The sequence below is a fragment of the Limosilactobacillus reuteri genome (assembly GCF_013694365.1).
Lineage (GTDB): Bacteria > Bacillota > Bacilli > Lactobacillales > Lactobacillaceae > Limosilactobacillus > Limosilactobacillus reuteri_E.
Genome location: NZ_CP059275.1, coordinates 1,524,533 through 1,549,915, shown reverse-complemented (window position 1 = coordinate 1,549,915; position 25,383 = coordinate 1,524,533). Strand labels below are relative to the sequence as shown.

Genomic DNA, 25,383 nt, shown 5'->3' with positions numbered 1-25,383 from the left:
AGATAGCAGCAGGTACCTGTTTAAAATTCAATCCAGCAAAATGACCTGCGATATCAACCTGTTTTTGTAATTGAGGCATATTCTGATTTTTACCGTTTTGCAACATATAGTAAATAATCGAAATATTTCCCAGGGAATGACCAACCATATTAATCTTAGTTATGCGATATCGTTTCTGTAATGCTTTTACAACATTTGTCGCATATTCGCCATGCTTATTAAAATCCAACTGCCTATTATTATCATAATTCACCTCAACAATTGGATTAATGGCCCCCTTATGCATTGAACCATGAAGAGTAACTTTTCCGTTATTAGTAACATCAGCTCGCAGGACTGTGCTCGTTACCCCGGCTTTTTTAGCAGCATTTACCATGTGTTCTTCTGCATGATAACTACTACCTCCACCACGGAAAAATAGTGTTGGCGTTGTTGATTGCATATATTTACTATGTTTTTGCTGACGCCAAACTGCATCACCAATTATTGCCAAGATAACAATTACTATCACCTATAAGAAATTAATTAATGCTTTATCAACTTGAGTATTATTATGAAGTTTTGAATGTTGAGTATCTTTTCCTGTTATTTTTAGAATACGGTATGACTTTGCCCGAGCAGCCACTAGATACTTAAGTGACAATGAAGATACATTATCAACAGTACCGTTCGAATGATTACCAACATCACCAATAATATTAAGAACAGCTACTTGACCTTTCGGATAAGTTTGCCGTACTTCTGTCATTTGACGATATGTGGCGTTCATTTCATTTGGTTTTCCGTCTTTATTTAATTTCATTTATGCCTTCACAGGGACCATTGAGTTCGTATACCGATAGTGGTATTTTTCATGGTGCTTAATCATGGATAAGAGACATTTCAGAGTTTTATTCATACAAGCTACCATGGCGACCTTGTTCATTTTGGGATGAGGTCGTTTTTCTTTTAAACGATAGTAATAGTCAACGATATGATTAGAATTAGCGTGTTGTTGGCGGATCATATTACCTACAGTAAAATATAAGAGCTTACGGGCAATCGGGTTTCCACGCTTATTAATGTGATCTTGACCTAAATAGGTTCCAGATTGGTAACGACGAATATCAATTCCGACAAAGGCATTAAGCTGATTGGCATTGTCAAAGCGACTAATGTCGCCCAATTCTCCCATTAACTGAGCCGCAGTTTGTTTCCCAATTCCCGGAAAAGAGCAGTATAGGATATACTCTGGTAAGCGCTGGGCAATAGATTCCATCCGCTTGATGACCTCTTCCTTTTTACGGGTTAAGGCAATTAATTGGCGAGCGTAGTAGCGAACTTCATCAACCTGAATGGTATCACCAGAAACAGCCGGATATGATTTTTGGGCGAGATCGATTAATCGATCGGCATACTTATAAGCTTTCATCTTAGATATTCGTTTATCTGTAGATGCCATTAGAATATTCTTTAATTTAACTCTAGGGGCTGTGACATAAGTTAAGTTACTTTCATAAAAAGCAAATACGCAGTACAACAATAGCCTCTAACGTCCGGAAACCGAACGTCAGAGGCCTATTGTTGCTTGCGGGGGCTCCCAGAGGCTAGCTTCGCGTCGAAAAACGAAGTCACAAGTGACTTCTGTCTCGCTCCCTTTTCCTACGATTAGTCAAGAAAAATATTTAGAAAAGAAGAGTATACTAAACCAACCCGGTTCTTCTTCAAAAATCGAGAATTAGTGGTATATTAAAATTGTGAGGTGATTATGCCTTCACAGGGACCATTGAGTTCGTATACCGATAGTGGTATTTTTCATGGTGCTTAATCATGGATAAGAGACATTTCAGAGTTTTATTCATACAAGCTACCATGGCGACCTTGTTCATTTTGGGATGAGGTCGTTTTTCTTTTAAACGATAGTAATAGTCAACGATATGATTAGAATTAGCGTGTTGTTGGCGGATCATATTACCTACAGTAAAATATAAGAGCTTACGGGCAATCGGGTTTCCACGCTTATTAATGTGATCTTGACCTAAATAGGTTCCAGATTGGTAACGACGAATATCAATTCCGACAAAGGCATTAAGCTGATTGGCATTGTCAAAGCGACTAATGTCGCCCAATTCTCCCATTAACTGAGCCGCAGTTTGTTTCCCAATTCCCGGAAAAGAGCAGTATAGGATATACTCTGGTAAGCGCTGGGCAATAGATTCCATCCGCTTGATGACCTCTTCCTTTTTACGGGTTAAGGCAATTAATTGGCGAGCGTAGTAGCGAACTTCATCAACCTGAATGGTATCACCAGAAACAGCCGGATATGATTTTTGGGCGAGATCGATTAATCGATCGGCATACTTATAAGCTTTCATCTTAGATATTCGTTTATCTGTAGATGCCATTAGAATATTCTTTAATTTAACTCTCCGAATTGACTTCGCAAATGTTTTACTTCAAATCACATCGTGATTGAAGACCCTACACATTTGATTCGTCGAAACTTTGTTCAGTTTTCAAAGGTCTACCCGTTGGCTAATCAAGCAGCCAATCAACATGTTTATTATAACATATATCAGATCAGCTTGTCAAGAAGAAAATTTAATTAATTTTTAATCCCTTTTGATTGATAACTCAATCAGCAACTTTATTAATATATCATGTCATCAAGTTGATGTCAACAATTATTTTTAACTTTTTTGTCAAACCATCTCAACAGCGCTTAACTGTTTTGACAACGATAATTACTATACATGGGTTTTTTAAAAAGTATTCTCAAGGTCATATAAACAGTTAAAAACTTCAATAGCAACTAGGTCAATATCATCAAAGCGAAAACGTTCATAAGGGCGATATCGAACGAAGATAAATTCTTCCCTACTATGGATATAAGTTACATCACATAATGGAATACCAAATTTTTCAAATGTTCGTTTCTGTCGATCTCTTGAATCATCGTTTTGCATCGCAATCAAACGTTTAATAATCACTAATAATTCTGATTCTTTCACCTATCTTTTTACTTTATCAGGTTTTATAAATACAGCTACAATTCCGGCGAACATTCCGAAGTAATATGTGAGTAGTCGCCATAAGATCATTGCTAAAATCAATTTTGTATTTGAGTGAATAAAACTTGCAAAGAGAACGGAAAAACTATACTCGGCTCCCCCCGCCCCTCCTGGAATTGGAAAAAGCGAAATAATCATAAAAATTAACACGTGCAAGCTGAGCACCATCACAAAATTAATGTGGTCAATTCCAAGCGCAAGCATAATAAAGTATGGGATTGCATAGTAAAAGAATAATTGAAAAATAGTTACTACGCAAACCTTAAGCAGCTTCTTATAATCTTGCTTCATTCGGAGACTCTCTTGGTAAAAAGTATCCACTTTTTCATTTAAGACAACTTTCATGTGCTCATATCGGTTAGCCTTCATAAAAATGGCAGCTGGTTTGATAACGAGGTTCATTAGTCTCTTAGTAAAACTATACCAGTACATCACCATCAGTAATCCGACAATTACCGCTAAATGAATCAAAAAGCCAAATATTACTAATAATGAAAGAGCATGGAGTTTCTCCGCAATAAAATGAAAGCCAATTAACAAGCTGATTAAGAAGTTAACAACAATCATTGCCTGAAATACAACAAACTTCATTAAAAGAACTGAACTTGCTAATCCCCCATCAACACCTGATTGAATCATTGCAACTAATTGCGCTGGTTGTCCTCCTGTTGAGAATGGAGTAATTCCATTAAATAGTTGTTCGATTAATGGTAATCGTAATGCATCCTTCCAGGTAAAACCATAGTGACGATCATTCATAAAAATCTTTACGACAACCGCCTCCAAACCTAAATATAAACAAATACAGCCAAGTGCAACGAGCATCCATCCCCAATTAATGGCAGAAACATCCTGTAACAATAGGTGGATGTTTGAGTTACGTAATGAGTAGCCGAGAATTCCAACTCCAATAATTAGCATTATGCTTAATACTAACCAATTTCGCCTGCTCACCTAAGCATCCCCCTTTCGTGCTTGCTCCTGATAAAACTTAGTCCAAACATCTGCTAAGTGTTCTTTTGAGTATTCCTTAGCAGCTCGCTGGGCCTGAGTTTGCCAATGTGCCAGTCGTGCAGGATCATTGCGTAATAATGTCAACTTCATTTGCATCTCATTGACATCTTTAGCAGGCTCATAATCTCCTTCAATAATAGAATGATAAAGGTCAAGATCGCGTAACATTACTGGTGTCCCACAGCTAAAAGCTTCCAAGACAGACATTGGAAATAGTTCATTATATGAAGGTAAAAGAAATAGGTCGGCAAGATTATTCAGTTCAGCAATCTTATCCCGTGAAACGATTCCCGTAAAATGTAAATTAGCTGGTGGATTATCTACCACCTTTTTTAATTCACTATAACCATCTGTTAAACGGCCAAAAGAAAATCCGCCAGCCCAAAAAAACTCAACGTCCGGATTTTGGCGAGCAAGACGAATAAAGTCTGGAACTCCTTTTCGTTCTTGAACCTGGCCGCTTCCTAATACCACAAACTTATCGGCAGCAATCCCATATTTTTTTCGGAGAGCAGTTCGCTTAACAGCCGAATATGGATGGAAACGATCATTATCAACAAAGTTAGGAATATAGGTAATCTTTTTTTCAGGAATCCCATATGCTACTAACTGCTTGATAAAAGAGGGATTCACAACTACTAACTGATCCATTCGTTTATAAAAGGCAATAATGTAATGATAAAAAAGCCCGCGAAACGGTTGCGGGATTGTAAGACTTCCTTCTAACGTCTCGGGAAGAAAATGCACATAGCCAATCTTTCGACCCCGCTTTTTTGAAAAAGTTGACAGGTAAAAAAGAGGGTCGATTGTATGATAATGACTGATCTGACTCTTCCCATAACGGTTGATTTCAATTTCAAATTTGTCACTGCACTGGTTGCGCAACAAGTTAATTAATTCAAGATAGGCACTTCCTACTCCTTGTCCCGCAACCTTATCTGCAGATGAAAACATTGTTATTTTAATCATTTAGCTCCTTGGGCGGTGAAAAAGACGATGTGATTTTTCAGCTTGATTAAGTTCATCATGGACAGCCATATCTTTTTGACAATCCTGGTAGAACTGAACAACCTTTTCAACAAAGACCTCTGCTGAGATCTCATGCAGCTTTTGTTGTCGTCTCACCCTTGATTCTGAGTTTTTTGGTTGGTTAAGGTAAAATAGGACACCATTAACCAAGTCAGCCCGTTTTTGAAAACTAATGCCAATCGCTGGGTCATCAATCAATTGGTCAGTATATTCACTACGCATAACCACAATTGGCAAATCCGAGGCAAGGGCTTCATCATAAGTCAGTCCTTGTGATTCAGAATCGGAGGCTGAAACAAAAACATCTGCCATTTGGTAATAATGGTAAACTTCATCATTTGATATCTCACCAGCGAAACTAACATTGTCATTAAGCTGCATTTCACGAACTTGACGCTCCAGAGTATGTCTTGCGGGACCATCCCCAACAATCAGCAGCTGTGCATCAGGCTTGTGAGCAAGAATATCTGGCATTGCTTCTATCAGTGAGTGGATATTCTTTTCATATGCTAAACGACTAAGCGAAAGTAAAACTGGGGTCTCTTCACTGTAGCCTAACTTTGCCCTTAAATTAGCTATTTCTTCTACTGAATCTCGTTTACTATATACCCGTAAATTAATCCCAGTCGGAATAACACGAATTGGTGATTCAACATGATAACTGGTTAAAGTATCCAAAACACGGTCACTTGGAGCAATAATCCCAGAAATATTTTTTAAATAAAGATGAGCAAGCCGGGCAACATCATTCGGCTTAAGAATATGGCCATTCGCAATATAGTGGAGATAATCCTGATACATCGTATGGTAAGTATGGAGACAAGGGATATGCAAATGCTTGGCAACCGTCTTCCCCATAACTCCAAGCGCAAATTCAGTTTGATTATGAACTATATCTAATTGGAACTTTTTAGCAAGCTTGATGGCTCGAAATACGCCACGCACCGCAATTCGACGATCAGAAAACGAAACAAAGGGAATGCTTGCAAAGCGGTATATCCCATTTTCAACATCATCATGTTTAGCCTTAGGATCAGTTGTCGTAAAAATATATACATGATGTCCCTGAGCAATCAATTCATCACGAAGCGTCTTAATCGAAGTCGCCACGCCACTCACCTGAGGGAAATATGTATCTGTAAAAATACCAATATTCAATCAAAGTTTTACCTGTGGAACATACTTTTCCACTAATTCTTGGACCGCCGCGGCAGTTTCAGCATGAATCGCTCGATGAACTAATGGTTGTAATTTGCGCGTATTCAACTGGTTAATTAAAGAGCGAACACGTAAAATCTGACTACTGCTCATTGAAAATTCATCAAGCCCCATCGCCATTAATAGAGGAACCGCATAAGGATTATTAGCCATCTCTCCACACATTCCGACCCACTTGCCTTCAGCATGCGCAGCCTCAATCACTTGCCGCACCATCCGTAAAACTGCTGGGTGAAGTTCTTGATATAGGTATGCTACTTGCTGATTTCCGCGATCAACAGCAAATAGGTACTGAATAAGGTCATTACTGCCAATGCTGAAAAAATCAACATATTTTGCAAAATGTTCAGCCATAACTGCAACTGCTGGAATCTCTAGCATCATGCCAACTTCAATATTTTTAGCAACTTGAATACCTGCTTGCTCAAGCTTTTCTTTTTCATCGTCAAGAATTGCTCGTGCCGCTTGGAACTCTTCAATTGTTGCAATCATCGGAAACATAATGGCTAACCGTCCATAAACGGATGCACGAAGAAGGGCGCGCAATTGAGGACGTAATATTTCTGGGCGTGCCAATCCAATCCTAATGGCACGAAAACCTAGGTAAGGATTGTCCTCATGAGGAAGAGCAACCATCCCCAGCTTTTTATCGCCGCCAATATCAAGCGTTCGCGCGACTACCCGTTGTCCGTTCATCGCTGAAACAAATCTTTTGTAAGCATTAAATTGTTGCTCTTCTGTTGGCAATTCATCCTTACTCATATAGAGGAATTCTGTTCTCAAAAGACCAATTCCCTCGGCACCATCCTCTTGAGCATCAATAACGTCAGCAAATGTTCCGACATTAGCTCCCACTTCAAATCGGCGCCCATCAGCACTCACAGTTTGCTTATCTTTTAACGCTCCCCACTTTTGCTGCTCCTGGATAAATTTACCGGCTAACAAACGGTAATGCTCAACCTCTTCCTTCGTTGGATTGACAATCACCTTGCCATGAATCCCATCAACAATCAGTAAGTCGCCATCATGAATGATCGCAGTAGCATCCTTGACACCAACGACAGCTGGTAACGAAAGAGTCTTACTCATAATCGTAAAATGAGAAGTCCGCCCCCCGTTAGTTGTAACAATTCCTGCAACATATCGTTTATCAAATTGAGCGGTATCAGTAGGCGTAATATTATTAGCAACAAAGATCGCGCGGTGGTCTAAAAGTCCTGGGTCTGGTAAAGGAACATTCAATAGGTGACTCAAGACTCGTTTGGTCACATCACGCAAGGCGGTTGCCCGCGCATATAAATATTCATTATCGTTCTTGCGCTCAAAAATACTTAAATAATAATCTTCAACGCGTTTAACAGCCCACTCAGCGGTATCATGATGGCTATTAATACGGTCAATAATCTTCTTTTGTAAAGTCGGATCGTCTAAAATCGCAATTTGGGTATCAATAATCGTCACTGCCCGTTGACCTAACAGCTCATGGGCACGCTTAGATAAATGCTGAAGTTCGGTCTTGCTTAACGCAAAAGAATCATGAAGCCGGGCGACCTCATGATTCTCATCAGCTGTATGCTGTTTTTTTATAGATAGATCTGACTCTACTAACAGGTGTGCCGGAGCAATCGTAATACCACTACTAGCGGCAAGTCCGGTTAGTAGTATAGACATTTAGTCAGTCAATCCTTCCTTCTTCATAGTTTCAGCAACGGTGTCCAAAGCTTCTTTTTCGTCGTCACCATTAGCAGTAATAGTAACCTTGGCGTTTTGACCAACACCAAGGGACATTACACCCATGATTGACTTCAAGTTTACACTCTTACCTTCGTATGAAAGAGTAATGTCAGATGAAAACTTTGAAGCAGCTTGTACCAAAATAGTAGCTGGACGAGCATGAATACCAGTTTCAGAAGTAATTGTAAATTCACGTTTTTCCATTTATCGCTCTCTTAATTGATAAATAACTTTACCGCCTCGCTGCGCTTCGCCTTTAATTTGCGAACGATACGCATACGAGTGAAAAATTGGTTGAAATTGCTGAAAATTCTCAGGGGTAATTACAAAATGATCAATCTTTTTATTTCGCAAGTCATCCAACAATTGCTCAAAATTTTCTTCTGCCATTTATTTTTTAGCAATTGTTGGTACTTCTTCAGTTTCTTCGACAACAATGTCCCCATTATCATCAAGTTTAGCAACTAATTTATGAGCGTCACTGTGATCAAGAACGTAATCAGCAATCCGGTCTTCGATTTGTTCTTGGATTACCCGGCGAAGAGGACGAGCACCCATCTTTGGATCAAAGCCCATGTCAACTAATTTTTCTTCAACATTGTTAGTGACTTCGATGTGCAAGTTCTTATCAGCAAGCATGTTATTAACATCATCAATCATTAAGTTAACGATCTTCATCAAGTCATCTTTAGAGAGGGCATTGAATTGAACAATGTCATCAAACCGGTTTAAGAATTCTGGCTTGAAGTAGTTTGTCAACTTGTCAATGATGGAGTGGGTGCTGCCATTAGATTCAGCACCAAAACCAACACTAGCCTCAGCATCACCGGTTCCGGCATTCGACGTCATGATAATAATCGTGTCCTTGAAACTAACTGTTCGTCCTTGCGAATCAGTTAACCGGCCATCATCGAGAATCTGTAAGAACATGTGCATTACATCTGGATGAGCTTTTTCAACTTCATCAAGAAGAATCAAGCTGTATGGGTGCCGCCGTACTTGTTCAGTAAGCTGTCCGGCTTCTTCGTAACCAACATAACCAGGGGCAGCCCCGATAAGTTTGGAAGTAGAAGTTTTATCCATATATTCGGACATATCGAACCGGATCATTGCATCTTTAGAACCAAATAATTGAAGGGCAAGTTGCTTAGCTGTTTCGGTCTTACCAACACCAGTAGGACCAACAAAGAGGAAACTACCGATTGGGCGCCCAGACTTGTTCAAACCAATCCGGTTACGACGAATGGCACGGGCAACCTTATCCACTGCTTGGGTTTGACCAATAACATGTTCATCAAGCTTCTTATCAAGGTCGCGAAGTTGATTTTCTTCTTGCTTTTGCAGGTCACCAACTGGAATATTTGTCCGTTCTTCAACGATTCTCTGCATATCCTTAACGGTAACAGTTGCAGAATCTTCAGTATGGTTTTCTTCAGCTTCTTTCTTTGCCTTTTCAAGTTTAGCGACTTGATCGCGGTAGAAAGCTGCTTTTTCATAGTCTTGGTTATCAGCTGCTTGTTGCTTGTGTGCTTCAGCTGTGTGGATTTCATTTTCGATTGCGTTTGGATCCACATTTTTAAGCGTTAAGTTCTTCTTTGATCCCGCTTCATCAAGTAAGTCGATAGCTTTGTCAGGTAAGTAACGATCTTGAATGTAGCGGTCAGAAAGTTTAGCAGCTGCTACAATTGCGTCATCTGTGTATTTAACATGGTGGTAATCTTGATAACGATTTTTGATTCCGTTTAAGATGCGGATTGTTTCTTCAACGGATGGTTCATCAACTTCAACTGGTTGGAACCGTCGTGCAAGAGCTGCATCCTTTTCGATCTTTCGATATTCATTAAGAGTAGTGGCACCAACTAATTGGAAGTCACCACGGGCAAGGGCGGGCTTAAGAACATTTCCAGCGTCCATTCCGCCTTCAGCATTTCCCGCACCCATGATTTCGTGGATTTCGTCAATAAAGAGGATGATGTTTTTATTCTTACGAACTTCTTCCATTAATTGTTGCATTCGTTTTTCAAATTGGCCCCGAATTCCTGTTCCTTGAACTAAGGAAACAACATCGAGCCGGATAATTTCCTTGTTAGCAAGCTTTTCAGGAACTTGGCCACTAACGATTGCTTGAGCTAAGCCTTCAACAACCGCGGTCTTACCAACCCCAGCTTCACCAATCAAGACTGGGTTATTCTTGGTCCGACGGTTTAAAATTTCAATTACTCGTTTAATTTCGTTGTCGCGCCCGATGACTGGGTCAATTTTACCTTGGCGAGCGAGATCAGTAAGGTTGATCCCATATTGACCAAGGATTCCTTTTCCATTTCGTCCGCCACCTTGTCGTTGGGATTGGCCGTTCATGTTTTGACCATTAGCACCGGCAGCTTGACTTTGCATATTGTTCATTGCGTTCATGAAGTCTTCGAGGCTTCCAAAACCGAAATTATTCATTCCGTTACCTCCATTCATCATATCTGTTTGTAGATTTTGTAATTTTTGATAACAATTTTGGCAGAGGTCTATTTGAATCCGTTGCCCATTAAAATTCATTTGAAGATGAATCGTGGCTGGATTTTGATGACAGTATTGACATTGCATTCAATTTACTTCCAAACGACGGCGGACCTCCAATACTGGAAGAGCAACCATTGGAACAATAATAATCGCCAATATCAATTCTGCAAGTCCATTAGTCGCCATGACTGTTTCTAAAGCAATTAATAAATGATTAACATTTACCCCATAAGTTTGCGCAACTGCTGGAGTACGATAAAATAGATAAATAAAGCCTAATACTAAGCCAGTATTAGTAAGGGCTCCTACTATCGCAGCACTTATTGCGGCAATATATTTTACTTTGAACAAACGACACATAAGGATAAAAGTATAGCCAGCTAAAATCCCAATCATAATGCGCGGGACAACGGAAACAAGCGGGTTAACAAAAACTAAGGGAGCAAGCGGACTACTTGGTGCAACAAATGCTCGCACCCAAGTCAAAAGCCCCCAAATACCACCAATAATCGCGCCATCAACGGGCCCCAACACGATTGCCGCAATAATGACTGTTACATGAAGGGTTGTAATACTAAGCGGCCCTAGCGGAATGTTGCCAAAAAATGGAACAAAATCTTGTAAGAGAATAATTGCGATAAAGATTGCTAATGTCGTATTGTGCCTAATTTGTTGGTGCCGTGTTTTTGCCATTTATTCATCATCTTCCGGATATTCAATTTGAATGTAGTTGCTAGTAATATATTTCTTGCGGCCCACTTGGTACCAGGTAATCTCATCATTATCGTTTAATTTTCCAATTAGGGTAATTGTTTCGCCGTTTGGAATCTCTGCCACTTTATTTCCATAAGGCGCATCGTAAACATTGATTGACTTATTATGGAGATAATCAACTTTGGCATGCACATTCTTCAAGGGAATTACCGTTAAATTATTAATGAGTTTTGATTTTTCTTTCCGGATATCTTGATTGAATGGATTGTCAACAACGTGCATTTGATCATACTTAATCCATTGGTCAGCGCCAATTTCGTACCAAAACTGACCATTCTTAGTTGCAACCCGGTGAAAAGACTTAACTGTAATATCAGCAGGAAGGGGGGCACCGACTGGCATTCCACCAGCTGTGTCAAATACCTGTGTAGGGGCATCGAGGTGGAGATACATTTCAATCGATTGAACCTCTCCCCAATTTTGTTTCCGATAAAAAAGGTGCACAATTCGTTGCTGCATATCAAATGTTCCTTTAGTTTCACCTTCAGTTTTTACGTATCGGTAATTAGGAAATTGTTTTTGTTCAATTTGGTATTCTTGACCGATGAATCCGCGTAATAATTGCGGGACGGTAAGGTTTGCTCCTGAATCGATATCATTATAGTAAACCCAGATAGGATTTCCTGTTTTAAACTTGTCAATCATTTAATCCCGCCGTAATTGAATTTTATTATTAAAGAATCGCGCTAAAGCATAAACAATGATTAAGTAAATAACTAAGATTACCCAACCAGTAACGTTTGAGATTATGATTGATTTAAAGACACCACTAGCAGAAAGTGCAGGAATTAAGCCAACCAGTGAATAAGCTAACATCATCAATAAAACTAGGCACGCCATTGGAAGCCCAATTCCTACAATCCATTTCCACCGACGATTTAATAAGGCAAAACCATTACCAATTGCCATCATCGTTAAAGAAAAACCGAAGTACCATAAAAGACTATGCCAAGCAGAAACAAGATCAAACGGTGTATTCATTAAGCCCACCAGTTGTGCGATAAACCAAACTACTAATGTCATCAGGAAAAGAGATAAAATCCGCCCTTGCCATAGTGTTTTACGAGAAATACCGTTTTGAATTGCCCATTTAAAGTCAGTATAAGGAGTTACAAGGAAAATCGCCATTAAAAGCACGCTTAAGATTGATGAAGCAATGCTTGGAAGGGCTTGGAGGCTAACCAAAAAAGATTCAAGGTTGTGTGAAATAATTAATCCAAGCAGGTAGGTTATTAATGCAATTCCCAGCCCCCAACCTAAGGCAATTCCTGTAGCGTGACCTGCTTGTTGAAACATGGTTGAAATAACAAGGTTTCTCTTTTGATTTTCCATTTAGTATTCTCCCCCATTCGTTAAGTAAATGAATAAATGCTGCAAATCATAATGACCAATCTTAACTTGATCAGGAATCACACGCTGTTCATCTAAGCGATCAAGTAAGTAGGCAGTCTTAATATTACCCATCATCTCCGTTTTAAGAATTTTTAAGCCTGCAGTATACTCATCAACCATTTTTTCCGGACCACTAATTGCATAAGCCTCGGCTAATAAACTTTCTGTATCTTCATTAATAATGATGTGGTGTTGATCCATGATTAGAACATGTTCGACTAATTGTTGAATTTCTTCAATTAAGTGAGTTGATAAGACGAAGGTTCGCGGCCGCTCTTGATAAGTCTTAACTAATTCTTTATAGAAGCTATCACGGTGATTAGCATCTAAACCTAAAATCGGTTCATCTAATAAAACGTAATCGGCATTGACTGCTAAAGCAACGATCAGCTTGGAGGCTGTCCGTTGCCCAGTCGATAAGTTAGTAATTTTCATCCGGTCATTCAAGCCAAAAACCTTTAGGAGACGGTTTGCTAGATCATAGTCAAAATTATTATAAGCGGCATCGGCCAAGTCAAAGGTTTGACTTATCTTCATGTGACGCGGATAAAGATTAACTTCACTCATCAAAAAGATCTTGCTGAGGAGGTCATCATTGTTATTAACGTCTTCATTACCAATTTTTACTTCCCCGCTCGTTGGAAAAATCCGGTTGCTCATAATATTAAGAAGAGTCGTCTTCCCAGCCCCATTCCGGCCAAGGAGACCATAAATTTTAGCGGGTTCTAGGGTAAATGAAATATTATCCAATACTGTTTGGCGTCGGTACTTTTTGACAATATTTTTAACTATTAATTGATCCATTTAACTATTAATTGATCCATCATTCTCACCTCGTTCGATTAAGTCTAATAAATGCTGCTTGGTAATCCCGAGCTTACCTGCTTCAACTAGCAAACTCTTTACATAGTCGTTATAAAAACTTTCTTTACGTTGTTCCATAATTTTTTGTTGTGCACCTTTTTTTACAAACATCCCTAGTCCACGTCGCTTTTCTAAGAGGTCTTTATTAACCAAAATATTCATCCCCTTAAGAACTGTCGCAGGATTGATATGCAATTGCTGAGAAAGCTGGGTCGTTGACGGTACCTGCGAACCTTCATCAAAGCCCCCAGAGAAAATCATCTCTTCAAGCTGGTCAGCAATTTGCTGATAGAGCGGCGTCGAATCATTAAAGTCGAAATTCATCTATCCATGATTTCTGATAACTGTTTGTGGATCCAACCATTCACCATGGCCTGTTGCTTGACTAGGATCATTCCAACTTGGAACAAAGGAATTCTTTAAATCGATGCCATAGTTTGGACTAGTATTAATTCCTAAGTGAAGATGATCAAGGTCACGATAACCAATTACTTGACCGGCATAAACGATATCGTTTGGTTTAACAGTGATCTTATCACGGTTACTAAATGCTTCCTGGTAAACATATAAGTATTTTCCGTCCCAAACAGTTGTAAACCACCATAGAACTTTACCATCATCATCTTTTACCGTATTTACATCTAATACTCGCCCACCATGAACTGCATGAACTTCTGAACCTGGATGATCTTGAGTCCCAAAGTCTAGGCCATCATGGAAGCCATTCTTACGAATATTGCTGGTATAACCAAATTTCTGTCCCTGATAGTGCCAACCTTCACCAGACCGTGGAAATGGCCAACTCCAACCGTCATTTTGCGGAAGTGCACGAGCAATCCCATCAGTACCAAAATCATAACAATGGCCGTCAACCCATTGAATACCAGTATACATTTGACCATAAAGCTGATCATTGTAAACCCATAAGTCATCTGGGTCACGTTGAACGTCATAACCGTCTGAGAAATAGTAGCGATTACCATTAATAGTTCGCCAACCAGTAGCTACTTTCTTAGTTGCAGGATCATCATAATAAACTTTTCCCCAGCTAGTAGCTACTCCATTTGCATCAAAGACATAGGTATTTCCATCGATACCTAAAAACTTAGATTCTGCTCGTGAGCCATCATTGGTAAAGTAAAATTTTTGGCCTTTACCATTGGTCATCCACTGATTATCCCAACGTGCACCGTCACTACCGAAATAATAGGTCCGACCCCAATTAGTATAGAATTGGTTGGTATAACGCACACCATCGGCTCCAAAGTAGTAGGTGTGGCCCCAGTTATTATAGAATTGGTTCTTATACTGCTTACCATCTTTTCCAAAGTAGTAAAGCTTCCCGTTTTGGTTCAAGAAATAATCGCGTTGCATCCGTCCTTGATCATCAAAAAGATATGTTGCATCGCCAATAGTGGCAACTTGTGAAGTTGCCCGTACTCCATCGCCAAAAAAGTAGTAACTATTGCCCCAACGATTCATCCATTGATTATCCCAACGTGCACCGTCTTGCCCGAAGTAGTATACATTACCCCATGCATTCATAAACTTATCATCCCAACGCGCACCGTCAGCTCCAAAATAATAAGTCCGGCCCCAATTGGTATAGAATTGGTTGGTATAACGCGCACCATCAGCTCCAAAGTAGTAGGTGTGGCCCCAGTTATTATAGAATTGGTTCTTATACTGCTTACCATCTTTTCCAAAGTAGTAAAGCTTCCCGTTTTGGTTCAAGAAATAATCGCGTTGCATCCGTCCTTGATCATCAAAAAGATATGTTGCATCGCCAATAGTGGCAACTTGTGAAGTTGCCCGTACTCCATCGCCAAAAAAGTAGTAACTATTGCCCCAACGATTCATCCATTGATTATCCCAACGTGCACCGTCTTGCCCGAAGTAGTATACATTACCCCATGCATTCATAAACTTATCATCCCAACGCGCACCGTCAGCTCCAAAATAATAAGTCCGACCCCAATTGGTATAGAATTGGTTGGTATAACGCGCACCATCAGCTCCAAAGTAGTAGGTGTGGCCCCAGTTATTATAGAATTGGTTCTTATATTCTTTACCATCATTGCCATAATAATAAACTTTATTATCGACTGTTTTAAAGCTATTTGATTGCCCAGTTTCAGTAATGTTTTGTTCTGAAGTATCGGTACTTTGTGCAGCTGGAGTAACAGGAACTGCTCCCTTATTATCATTACCAACTGTGCTATTACTAGTACTTTCAGTATTGTCGATGACATTTTCATTACTAGTATTAGTAACTGATTGTTGAACTTCAACATTACTATTATCTAACGTAGAATCTGCTTGAACAGATCCTACGCCTAAAATCGTCCCCGCAAGAACAACTGCTACAGTACACCAAAGTTTACCACTTTTATATAACTTAAAATGTTTCTTTAATTCCAATTATTTAACTACAACTGCAAAACGTTTAATATTATATGAATTTTCAAAATTACTTGCTGAAACCCAGTATGATCCTCCAGCAGGATCTTCAACGTGATAATAACCTGGACGATAACCATCAAGAGTCATCACATGACTATTATTAACACCTACTCCCCAGAAATAATTACCATATTGAGGGGCAGCCCAATGCATCGTGACATAGACAACAACCGGGTTACCATTAAGTAATTGACTTTGTAAGTCGGTAGGAGAAGACCCTGAAATATTCTGAACATTACCGAACCGTGAACCCCATTTTGCTAAAGGTTCGGGATAAATTGATTGAAAGATTCCATAGGTTACTCGTTGATATCCGCCACCGAATCCTTCATTAGGATTACCATTTGGTGAAATTGGCATCGTTTTAATAAATGATTGAATGTTGTAGTTGTTGGCATATCCCTTATTATGAAGCGCTTCTAACAAGGCTGTCGCTTCACACGCCATATCACCAACTTGATATTGATTAATGTAAGGCGCATTTAATAAAGTACCATTAATTATTCCACTATTTGGATCAACGTAATAGTTCTGATGTCCAAGAATAAAATCCTGCTTTTGTAGGGCACCGTCATCACCAAAGTAATAGGTATGACCCCAGTTGTTGTAAAAGCGGTTATCCCAACGAGCGCCATCACTACCGAAATAATAAGTGCGACCCCAATTATTATAAAAACCATTATCTAAGCGACTTCCATCTGCTTGAAAGTAATAGGTTCGACCCCAGTTGTTGTAAAAGCGATTATCCCAGCGAGCACCATCACTACCGAAATAATAAGTACGACCCCAGTTGTTGTAAAAGCGGTTATCCCAACGAGCGCCATCACTACCGAAATAATAAGTACGACCCCAATTATTATAGAAACCATTATCTAAGCGACTTCCATCTGCTTGAAAGTAATAGGTTCGGCCCCAGTTGTTATAAAACTGATTTTTATATTCTTTTCCATCAGCACCAAAATAATATGTCTTACCATTTCTTTGTTGAAAGTAATCTGTTTGCATTATTCCTTGTGCGTCAAATGAATACACATCATTATTAATTTGAGCTAATTGATTAGTATAACGGGCACCATCCGCTCCAAAGTAATAACTATGACCCCAATTTGTATACCATTGATTCTTAGAAAGGATCCCGTTATTGTCATAATAATATGTTTTATTGTTGATAGTATTGAATGTATTTGGTTTTCCAGTCTCAGATATCTCATCTACATTATTACTTTGAGATTGTGGTATTACTGGAACTTGAATTTTTCCTTCGTCACTAGTATTTTGATCCGTAAGAGTTTGATTACTATCTGAAGATATATTCTGCGTTATTTCAACATTATTTAAATTTTGATTTTCTGTTGTACTATCAGCTTTTGCGAAAGTAGGCGTTACCATTAATAGACCTAGAGCAATTGCAGCATAACACCATTTCTTTCCACTTTTGTATAGCTTAAAATGTTTTCTTATTTCCAATTACCCAAGCCATTTTAAGGATGCGGTATAGTTTACAATAATAGGTTCTCCATATTTTGCATTATTAGTTTCTACGGAAGCAAGCCAGAAATCATAATAATATTGATTTCCATCTGCGGTTGTATATGTTTTATTTCCTTTTACTTCTTTAGGTAAAAGACTCTTTACATCATTAACAGTACTTTCGCTAACATCTTTACCTTTTTCTCCAGTTAAAGCTTCTTTGATATCTTTTGAATTCAAGATACCAGAAAACGCATTATCACTTTTATCAGTTATTAAATCTCCCTGCTTTAGAGGATTATCGATTTTAATTTCCTCATTGTTAACAGTATTCCAAACCTGAGATATTTTAATTTGTAATGGAGAAGTTGCTACTTGAGTACCTGGTTCAGAATCAACGACTACAGTTGCCGAATAATTTGCAATTAATGGTTGTCCATACTTGGCATCTTTATTTGCAGAAACAAACGTATTTACCTTATTATTTCCGCCTTCAAGCCAGTAAATATAGTGATACCGTGCACCATTTGCTGCTGTGTATACTTTTGAAGATATTCCATCTTTAAGCCGTCCAGCTAGCTTAGTTAATTCAGCATTACCAATCGATTGACCATCATTTCCACTTAATTGAGTAGTTCCGAAAAGGTCTGTCGATAACTTTGTTCCTTCAGTTAATCCATCATTAGGAATAACGTCAGTCTCATTCCAAATTTTTACTAATTGGGTTGAAAGAGATGACTTAACATTTTTGGGGCTTTCATATCCATTTAACATTCCATTATAAACGTTCAATGATTGCAGTGGATGTCCATGATCATCAAATAATGAAATATTATCCCAAGATGAACCTCCCCATGCTTCCTTGCCATCATAATACAATACTGAATCTGGCGCATATCCTTTGGCATACTGTGAAGCCCATCCCGAACCATAAATGTTAGACATTAATTTATTATATTGCCAATTATTCCACCCAGCCTTTACTGGGATCCATGCTGGTTCCCAATAAAAAGCACCGAGACCTTTTTGTGCAATAATCGCATTATACATATCCTCAATTTCGTCTACCTGACCTTGAGGATCAGCACTATATCGATCTATATTAGTAGTTTCATTATTTTCACCAACGGAGTTATGGGTGCCATCTGCATCGTTAGTATTATTTAGCCATCCAGATTCCAAAATCACCGTTCTTTTACCAAATTCATTCCAAGCCATTTTTTCAATAGCTTCAAGATTTACTGGTGTATTAGCTCCGTATCCAAGATCAACATTATCATACCACCCATTGCCTTGTGTGGTACTCCAGAATGGGTAGTACGAAGTTCCAAGATAATCATAATCTACATTATTTTTCTTTAAGACATTCATAATCCCACGATATTTATTAATTTCCGGAGTTTCTAATTGAATAGCAACTTTAATAGTTGGATCAATTCTCCTTACAGCGGAGGAACCAGCTTGAATATATTTAGCAACTTGATCACCATCACTGGTTTCCCATAATGAAGCCCAGTTACCTCCACCATTACGTCCAGTGTAAAGGCCAAATGCTCCATTGGTAATTTCATTACCAATTTGAACCATCTTTACAGATGCACCAGCTTTTTGCAAATCATTTAAAATTTTAGAGGTGTAAAGGTAAACCTCTTGACTCATTTCACCATGAGATAAATTTCTCCAAGCTTTTGGCAAAATTTGCTGTGCTGGATCAGTCCAAAAATCAGAGTATTGAAAATCTATCAATAATTTAAGACCATTATCAGATGCTTCTTTAGCCATTTTTATGAGATTTTCTTCATTATTGTCTCCACCAGCATATGGCTGCCCCTGTGCATTATAAGGATCATTCCAGACTCGCAATCGTACCCAATTGACACCTGAATCCTTTAAAATTTTAAATAAGTTCGATTCTTGCCCATTAAAGTCATAAAATTTTACACCAGCATTTATCAGCGCTTGGTAACTCGAAACATCAACCCCACGAACCATATCATCAGTCATTCCAGGGATCTTTTCAACCTTTACACTATCATAACGAAGTCCTGTGTCAGTCCCGGTCTTATAAGCTAAGTCTAACTGTTCATCTGTTCTTTCACTTGCAGGGACCTTACTCTCATTAGAGTTAGTACCAGTCTCTTGACCGAATACAAGTGTTGCAGTGTAATTTACCTTTAGCTGATCTCCGTATTTAGCACCCTTGTTAAGTGCAAGGAAGTTATTTAATTTGTCATCAGCTGATTGACCTTCTAGCCAGAATTCATAATGATAAGCATCATTACCATTATAGTAATTCTTAGTGCCTTCTACTGCAGAAGTATTACCTGCAAAAGCAGCAAAAATTGCTTTAAGAACCTCCTGACTAATAATTGTACCTTTATCTCCTTTTAGAAGTTCAGCAGTTCCATTAGTCAAAGCATTTCCGAGATCTGCACTATTAACTACACTTCCTTTAGTTAAGCCATTATCTACGTCAACATTTACGCCGGCCTTCTTAAAGATATCTGAAATAGAAGCACTAATCGTGGAAGTAGCTTGTGGTTGTTCAACTTTTTCTCCTGGTTTAAATAAAATAATTACTAACTTATTTTTATTTAGGTCTGCCCCAATACCAAGCACCGAGTTGTCTGCATTTGTAAAGTCATAACTATTCATAAAGGTATTAGTAATCTTTTGAGGATCATCATTTGTAAAATCAGTAGAATATACTACTAAAACCTTACCACTCAGTAAATTATTAGCTTGTAATTTCTTTTCAATTACATTTTTATCAGGATTAGTATCACCTTGAGCTACTTCTTGTGCAATATCATGAAGCGCTAATTCTTGATAATCGTTATTGGTGTTTCGCCAATCATATTTAACACCTTTAATACCTTGGTTAGTCAAAGCTTGAGCAACTTCCTTAGCTACTGTATCTCTAGTTTGACCCATATCAGAAGTTTCAGTGGCTTCACCGTTACCATTAAATTCGTATCCTTTACCATTAATGACTCTTACCTGATTAGTAACCATAATACCATCATTATCAAAGTAATATTGATGACCATCTTTTGTTAAAAATTGATCAGTATAACGAGCACCATCGGCTCCAAAGTAATAAGTGTGGCCCCAATTCTTGTAATATTGGTCTTGGTACATAATTCCTTGATTATCAAAGTAGTATACCTTGCCATTCTTATTTAAGAATTGATCAGTATAACGAGCACCATCGGCTCCAAAGTAATAAGTGTGGCCCCAATTCTTGTAATATTGATCTTGATACATAATTCCTTGATTATCAAAGTAGTATACCTTGCCATTCTTATTTAAGAATTGATCAGTATAACGAGCGCCATCAGCTCCAAAGTAATAAGTGTGGCCCCAATTCTTGTAATATTGGTCTTGGTACATAATTCCTTGATTATCAAAGTAGTATACCTTGCCATCTCTATTTAAGAATTGATCAGTGTAACGAGCGCCATCAGCTCCAAAGTAGTAAGTGTGACTCCAGTTATGATAAAACTTATTAACAACTAATGATCCATTTCCATCAAAGTAGAATAATTGGTTCTCATTTGCTGTTAAGAATTGATTCTTTAATGGAATAACTCCTTCATTATTAATCCAATAGTTAATCCCATTTATACTTTTAAGCTGGTTTTGGAGAAGCGCTCCATCACTACCGAAGTAGTAAGCACGACCCCATTTTACCATGTAACGGTTATCCCAACGAGCACCATCGGAACCAAAGTAATACGTACGACCCCAATTATTATAGAAGCTATTATCTAAACGACTACCATCATTTTGGAAGTAGTAAGTACGACCCCAATTATTGTAGAAACGATTATCCCAACGAGCACCATCGGAACCGAAATAATACGTACGACCCCAATTATTATAGAATCCATTATCTAAACGACTACCATCATTTTGGAAGTAATACGTACGACCCCAATTGTTATAAAATTGATTACGATACAAGTCACCATTTTCCCCATAATAATAGGTACTACCATTAATCTCTTTAAAAGAATTCGGCGTTGATTTCTCTGGAATACTATCTTTAATATCTGTATTTTCAGCTTTAACGTTAACTGGAGTTGTTTGTTCTTCACTATTATTAGATTTAGTTTGTCCTTGATTAATCTGTTGACTTGAATCTATATTTTTATTCTCAGTTACCGCTTTTTCATTAGTACTATTCTTGTTTGTATCGGTAAAAGTTGACTCCGAATTAGAATTAGTAGCACTAGTATTATCGTTTTTTACTAAAGAATTATTAGCATCAGAAGTAGATGTAATAGTATCTGCATCAGCTAAAACACTAGGCGAACCAATAGCAAGTCCTATCCCTAAAACAGTAGTTGCGATTGCTGCACAACACCATTTTTTACCATCTTTATATAATTTAAAATGCTTTTTTATTTCCATTTATTTATAAGCAACTAACTTATTAGCATAATCATTGATCAAAGTTTCGTTTTGTTCATTATTGTAAATAGCGGTAAGTTCCTTTAATGGAATAGCTTTCTCAACAAATTTCGAATGAGCAATATCAGTAGCAGTAGTTGGATCTACATATTTAATAAGCACTTGCCCGTCTTGAATTTCCTTAAAGTAGAACCAACTTGTTGGATCACCCTTAGCAGTAATGAAACTGTAGCCATCATTTACGCCCGATGTAACTTTTCCATAATACATCGTATGGTTACTCAAACAATCCTTGAACCAATCAGCATTCTGATATAGACCGACTAATGTTCCAAGATATTGAGTATAATTTACTCTATTAATACCATTTGGAATTAATGCTCCATCTTCATTAAAAAGATAATTTTGTCCATTAATATCTTGTTTACCAGTTACGGGATATCCATTTTCATCAAAATAAATTGTACTTCCTTCATACATAAGCCATTGATTGACTAACATCCGACCTTCACTATCAAAATAATGAATATGAGTATTAGAATCATCTTTATCTAAGAATTGGTTGGTGTAACGGGCACCATCTGCACCAAAGTAATAGGTATTGCCCCAGTTCTTGTAGTAACGATTTTGATACATTACTCCATCGTTATCAAAGTAATAGACCTTGCCATCTTTAGTCAAAAATTGGTTTGTATACCGGGCACCGTCTGCGCCAAAGTAATAGGTATTGCCCCAGTTCTTGTAGTAACGATTTTGATACATTACCCCATCGTTATCGAAGTAATAGACTTTACCGTCTTTGGTTAAAAATTGGTTAGTGTAGCGGGCACCATCTGCACCAAAGTAATAAGTATTGCCCCAGTTCTTGTAATAACGATTTCGATACATTACCCCATCGTTATCAAAGTAATAGACTTTACCGTCTTTGGTTAAAAATTGGTTAGTGTAGCGGGCACCATCTGCACCAAAATAATAAGTATTGCCCCAATTATGATAGAACTTATTTGTAATTAATGAATTATTTGCATCAAAATAATAAAGTTGATTATCATTTGCAGTTAAAAATTGATTACGTAAAGGAATTATCCCCTGATTATTTACCCAGTAATCTTTCCCATTAACATTTAAGCTTTTATTCTTTATTAAGGCACCATCGTTACCGAAGTAATAGGCATTTCCCCATCGAACCATATAACGATTATTCCAACGTGCACCATCATTACCAAAGTAGTAAGTATTACCCCAATTGTTATAAAAACCATTATCTAGCCGAGCACCACTAGGTTGAAAATAATAAGTTTGACCCCAATTACTATAGAAATCATTTTTAACTAGCTGTCCTTCTGAATTATAGTAATACGTATTATTATTTATTGTTGAAAAAGTATTAGGAGCTCCTGTTTCAGGAATAGTTTGTTGTGCTACATCTTTATTTTCAGTTGTTTCAGGCTTAACCGGCGTCTGATTATCACTTTGAGTATCAGTGCCAGTACTATTATTACCTTGTAGAGGATTAGTATTAGTGGGAGTTCCAGTAGTTAAAGTATCTGTAGCAGGTGTCTCATTATTAGGCATCATATCTGCATGCGCTATCGACCCTAGACTAATACCTAGCCCTAGCGAAATTGTAGCAATAGCAACTACACACCATCTTTTACCGTTTTTATACATTTTAAAATGTTTTTTCATTTACAACTTTGCCGTTAACTTCACATCAGGATACTTTTGCTTAAACCAATTTTCAGCAAATTGGTTTTCAAACAAGAATAGTGGCTGATCATGGATATCCTTGACTAAGATGTTTCGTGATGATGACATCTTTTCATCTAATTGGTCTGGATCAATCCACCGGGCAGTCTTAGTTCCCATTGGTTCCATGACAACCTCGGAATTATATTCATTTTGCATCCGGAACTTGAATACCTCAAATTGCAGTTGACCAACAGCACCGAGAATATAATCGCCAGTAGAATAACTCCGGTAAAGCTGGACAGCCCCTTCTTGAACTAATTGATTGATTCCCTTGTGGAAGGACTTTTGTTTCATCACATTCTTAGCATAAACACGGACAAACAGTTCTGGTGTAAATTGTGGTAACTTTTCAAATTGAATATCTTTTTTACCATTGTAAATAGAATCACCAATTTGGAAGTTTCCGGTATCGTATAAACCAATAATATCACCGGCAACAGCTGTCTCAACATTTTCACGGGTATCGGCCATAAATTCAGTCACATTTGATAACCGCATTGGTTTCTTAGTCCGTGATAATGTTACATCCATCCCCCGATCAAATTCACCGGAACAAATCCGGACAAAGGCAATTCGATCACGATGGCGAGGATTCATGTTAGCCTGGATCTTAAAGACAAAACCAGAAAATTCGGGATCAAGGGGCTTAACAACATCCTCGTCCTCAGTTTTGTGATCACTTGGTGCAGGGGCAAACTGTAAGTAGGTTTCCAAGAAAGTCTGAACTCCAAAATTAGTTAAAGCAGATCCAAAGAAGACTGGTGTTTGGTCCCCCTTGGCAATCTTTTCTCGGTCTAATTCATTACCAGCAACTTCGACTAGTTCCATACCATCCATTGCATCTTGCCATTCACCATTACCAGCTAATGGGTTATCTCCTTTAACATTACCGTCTTCATCTAATGGTAAGTAAGGATTATTTTCATCAGCTGGGTGAGTCAAGGCAACACGTTGGTTAAAGCGGTCATAGATTCCCTTGAACTGGTGACCAGAACCGATTGGCCAGTTGATTGGGTAAGTTTCAATTCCTAATACGTCTTCAACTTCATTTAAAAGGTCTAATGGTTCGCGGGCATCCCGGTCAAATTTGTTCATAAAGGTAAAGATCGGAATTCCCCGCATCTTACAAATCTGGAACAACTTCTTAGTCTGCGGCTCAATCCCTTTCGCACTATCAATAACCATCACAGCAGAGTCCACCGCCATTAATGTCCGATAAGTATCTTCAGAGAAATCTTCGTGCCCTGGAGTATCCAAAATATTGATCCGCTTACCTTGGAAATCAAACTGCATAACAGATGAGGTAACAGAGATCCCCCGCTTCTTTTCAATCTCCATCCAGTCTGACTTTGCAAAGTTACCGGTCTTCCGTGCTTTAACGGTCCCGGCTTCACGAACCACTCCCCCAAAAAGCAAGAGTTGTTCAGTAATCGTTGTTTTCCCGGCATCCGGGTGAGAAATAATGGCAAACGTACGCCGTTTATTAACTGCTTCAGCAAGTTCTTTTGGTGACATCGTATCTGTCAAGTTTTCATAGGTAGCCTTTAAATATACAGTTTTAGTGGGTTAGTGCCTTAAAAAGTTGTCCCATTGGTCTACTTGTGGCCGTGTTAATCGGAATTATTCCTTGTACTGCTCCAATATTGGAGCAGTACAAGGAATAATTCCGATTAACACGGCCACAAGTAGACCAATG

The 25,383-nt window shown here is 38.3% G+C and carries 20 protein-coding genes and 2 pseudogenes; all 22 read right to left on the bottom strand.

Features of this window, described 5'->3' with window-relative positions; all coding sequences use genetic code 11:
• Position 1: 1 nt before the first annotated feature.
• Positions 2-511: pseudogene (locus tag HHK02_RS08995) on the bottom strand (alpha/beta hydrolase); the annotation flags it as partial.
• Positions 512-802 (bottom strand): annotated as a pseudogene (locus tag HHK02_RS08990) (alpha/beta hydrolase); the annotation flags it as partial.
• On the bottom strand, positions 803-1,441 hold the full coding sequence (locus HHK02_RS08985) for a transposase (RefSeq protein ID WP_231124832.1): 639 nt from the start codon (positions 1,439-1,441) through the stop codon (positions 803-805).
• A gap of 304 nt (positions 1,442-1,745) precedes the next feature.
• Positions 1,746-2,384: a transposase gene (locus HHK02_RS08980; protein WP_231124832.1), complete on the bottom strand. Its 639-nt coding sequence runs from the start codon at positions 2,382-2,384 to the stop codon at positions 1,746-1,748.
• A 357-nt stretch (positions 2,385-2,741) separates the two neighbouring features.
• Positions 2,742-2,990, bottom strand: coding sequence for a YkuJ family protein (locus tag HHK02_RS08975; RefSeq protein ID WP_065533174.1), 249 nt, complete (start codon positions 2,988-2,990; stop codon positions 2,742-2,744).
• On the bottom strand, positions 2,991-4,004 hold the full coding sequence (locus tag HHK02_RS08970; RefSeq protein ID WP_181462322.1) for a lysylphosphatidylglycerol synthase transmembrane domain-containing protein: 1,014 nt from the start codon (positions 4,002-4,004) through the stop codon (positions 2,991-2,993).
• Positions 4,005-5,033: a glycosyltransferase family 4 protein gene (locus HHK02_RS08965; protein WP_078009339.1), complete on the bottom strand. Its 1,029-nt coding sequence runs from the start codon at positions 5,031-5,033 to the stop codon at positions 4,005-4,007.
• Positions 5,034-6,251 carry a glycosyltransferase family 4 protein gene (locus tag HHK02_RS08960; protein ID WP_181462321.1) on the bottom strand — a complete coding sequence of 406 codons (1,218 nt, stop codon included), beginning with the start codon at positions 6,249-6,251 and terminating at the stop codon, positions 5,034-5,036.
• Entirely contained in the window at positions 6,252-7,982 is a 1,731-nt protein-coding gene (gene ptsP, locus HHK02_RS08955) for a phosphoenolpyruvate--protein phosphotransferase (RefSeq protein ID WP_102816632.1), read from the bottom strand.
• Complete coding sequence (locus HHK02_RS08950; RefSeq protein WP_003664342.1) at positions 7,983-8,249, bottom strand: phosphocarrier protein HPr; 267 nt, start codon at positions 8,247-8,249, stop codon at positions 7,983-7,985.
• A complete protein-coding gene (locus tag HHK02_RS08945; protein WP_003672165.1) occupies positions 8,250-8,435 on the bottom strand; it encodes a hypothetical protein in 186 nt (61 codons plus the stop codon).
• A complete protein-coding gene (locus HHK02_RS08940) occupies positions 8,436-10,640 on the bottom strand; it encodes an ATP-dependent Clp protease ATP-binding subunit (RefSeq protein WP_085680009.1) in 2,205 nt (734 codons plus the stop codon).
• The gene (locus HHK02_RS08935; RefSeq protein ID WP_085680012.1) at positions 10,641-11,249 is read right to left on the bottom strand and encodes an ECF transporter S component; all 609 of its coding nucleotides are present in this window, start codon (positions 11,247-11,249) and stop codon (positions 10,641-10,643) included.
• On the bottom strand, positions 11,250-11,975 hold the full coding sequence (locus tag HHK02_RS08930) for a MucBP domain-containing protein (protein WP_181462320.1): 726 nt from the start codon (positions 11,973-11,975) through the stop codon (positions 11,250-11,252).
• Entirely contained in the window at positions 11,976-12,662 is a 687-nt protein-coding gene (locus tag HHK02_RS08925) for a hypothetical protein (RefSeq protein WP_085650048.1), read from the bottom strand.
• Positions 12,663-13,526 carry an ATP-binding cassette domain-containing protein gene (locus HHK02_RS08920; RefSeq protein ID WP_181462319.1) on the bottom strand — a complete coding sequence of 288 codons (864 nt, stop codon included), beginning with the start codon at positions 13,524-13,526 and terminating at the stop codon, positions 12,663-12,665.
• On the bottom strand, positions 13,527-13,910 hold the full coding sequence (locus HHK02_RS08915; protein ID WP_003664355.1) for a GntR family transcriptional regulator: 384 nt from the start codon (positions 13,908-13,910) through the stop codon (positions 13,527-13,529).
• Positions 13,911-16,007: a KxYKxGKxW signal peptide domain-containing protein gene (locus HHK02_RS08910; RefSeq protein ID WP_181462318.1), complete on the bottom strand. Its 2,097-nt coding sequence runs from the start codon at positions 16,005-16,007 to the stop codon at positions 13,911-13,913.
• Positions 16,008-17,516 (bottom strand): C39 family peptidase, encoded by a 1,509-nt coding sequence (locus HHK02_RS08905; RefSeq protein ID WP_181462317.1) that lies wholly within the window; start codon positions 17,514-17,516, stop codon positions 16,008-16,010.
• Positions 17,517-21,935 (bottom strand): glycosyl hydrolase 53 family protein, encoded by a 4,419-nt coding sequence (locus HHK02_RS08900; protein WP_181462316.1) that lies wholly within the window; start codon positions 21,933-21,935, stop codon positions 17,517-17,519.
• Entirely contained in the window at positions 21,936-23,624 is a 1,689-nt protein-coding gene (locus tag HHK02_RS08895) for an Lreu_0056 family protein (RefSeq protein ID WP_181462315.1), read from the bottom strand.
• The gene (locus tag HHK02_RS08890; RefSeq protein WP_181462314.1) at positions 23,625-25,202 is read right to left on the bottom strand and encodes a peptide chain release factor 3; all 1,578 of its coding nucleotides are present in this window, start codon (positions 25,200-25,202) and stop codon (positions 23,625-23,627) included.
• Positions 25,203-25,383: the final 181 nt, after the last annotated feature.

Bases quoted from the DNA above. Each gene is read 5' to 3' on its own strand.
- HHK02_RS08985 (WP_231124832.1), bottom strand. From the start codon at position 1,441: ATGGCATCTACAGATAAACGAATATCTAAGATGAAAGCTTATAAGTAT.
- HHK02_RS08980 (WP_231124832.1), bottom strand. From the start codon at position 2,384: ATGGCATCTACAGATAAACGAATATCTAAGATGAAAGCTTATAAGTAT.
- HHK02_RS08965 (WP_078009339.1), bottom strand. From the start codon at position 5,033: ATGATTAAAATAACAATGTTTTCATCTGCAGATAAGGTTGCGGGACAA.
- ptsP (WP_102816632.1), bottom strand. From the start codon at position 7,982: ATGTCTATACTACTAACCGGACTTGCCGCTAGTAGTGGTATTACGATT.
- HHK02_RS08950 (WP_003664342.1), bottom strand. From the start codon at position 8,249: ATGGAAAAACGTGAATTTACAATTACTTCTGAAACTGGTATTCATGCT.
- HHK02_RS08945 (WP_003672165.1), bottom strand. From the start codon at position 8,435: ATGGCAGAAGAAAATTTTGAGCAATTGTTGGATGACTTGCGAAATAAA.
- HHK02_RS08940 (WP_085680009.1), bottom strand. From the start codon at position 10,640: ATGCAATGTCAATACTGTCATCAAAATCCAGCCACGATTCATCTTCAA.
- HHK02_RS08935 (WP_085680012.1), bottom strand. From the start codon at position 11,249: ATGGCAAAAACACGGCACCAACAAATTAGGCACAATACGACATTAGCA.
- HHK02_RS08930 (WP_181462320.1), bottom strand. From the start codon at position 11,975: ATGATTGACAAGTTTAAAACAGGAAATCCTATCTGGGTTTACTATAAT.
- HHK02_RS08925 (WP_085650048.1), bottom strand. From the start codon at position 12,662: ATGGAAAATCAAAAGAGAAACCTTGTTATTTCAACCATGTTTCAACAA.
- HHK02_RS08920 (WP_181462319.1), bottom strand. From the start codon at position 13,526: ATGGATCAATTAATAGTTAAAAATATTGTCAAAAAGTACCGACGCCAA.
- HHK02_RS08915 (WP_003664355.1), bottom strand. From the start codon at position 13,910: ATGAATTTCGACTTTAATGATTCGACGCCGCTCTATCAGCAAATTGCT.
- HHK02_RS08900 (WP_181462316.1), bottom strand. From the start codon at position 21,935: ATGGAAATAAAAAAGCATTTTAAATTATATAAAGATGGTAAAAAATGG.
- HHK02_RS08895 (WP_181462315.1), bottom strand. From the start codon at position 23,624: ATGAAAAAACATTTTAAAATGTATAAAAACGGTAAAAGATGGTGTGTA.
- HHK02_RS08890 (WP_181462314.1), bottom strand. From the start codon at position 25,202: ATGTCACCAAAAGAACTTGCTGAAGCAGTTAATAAACGGCGTACGTTT.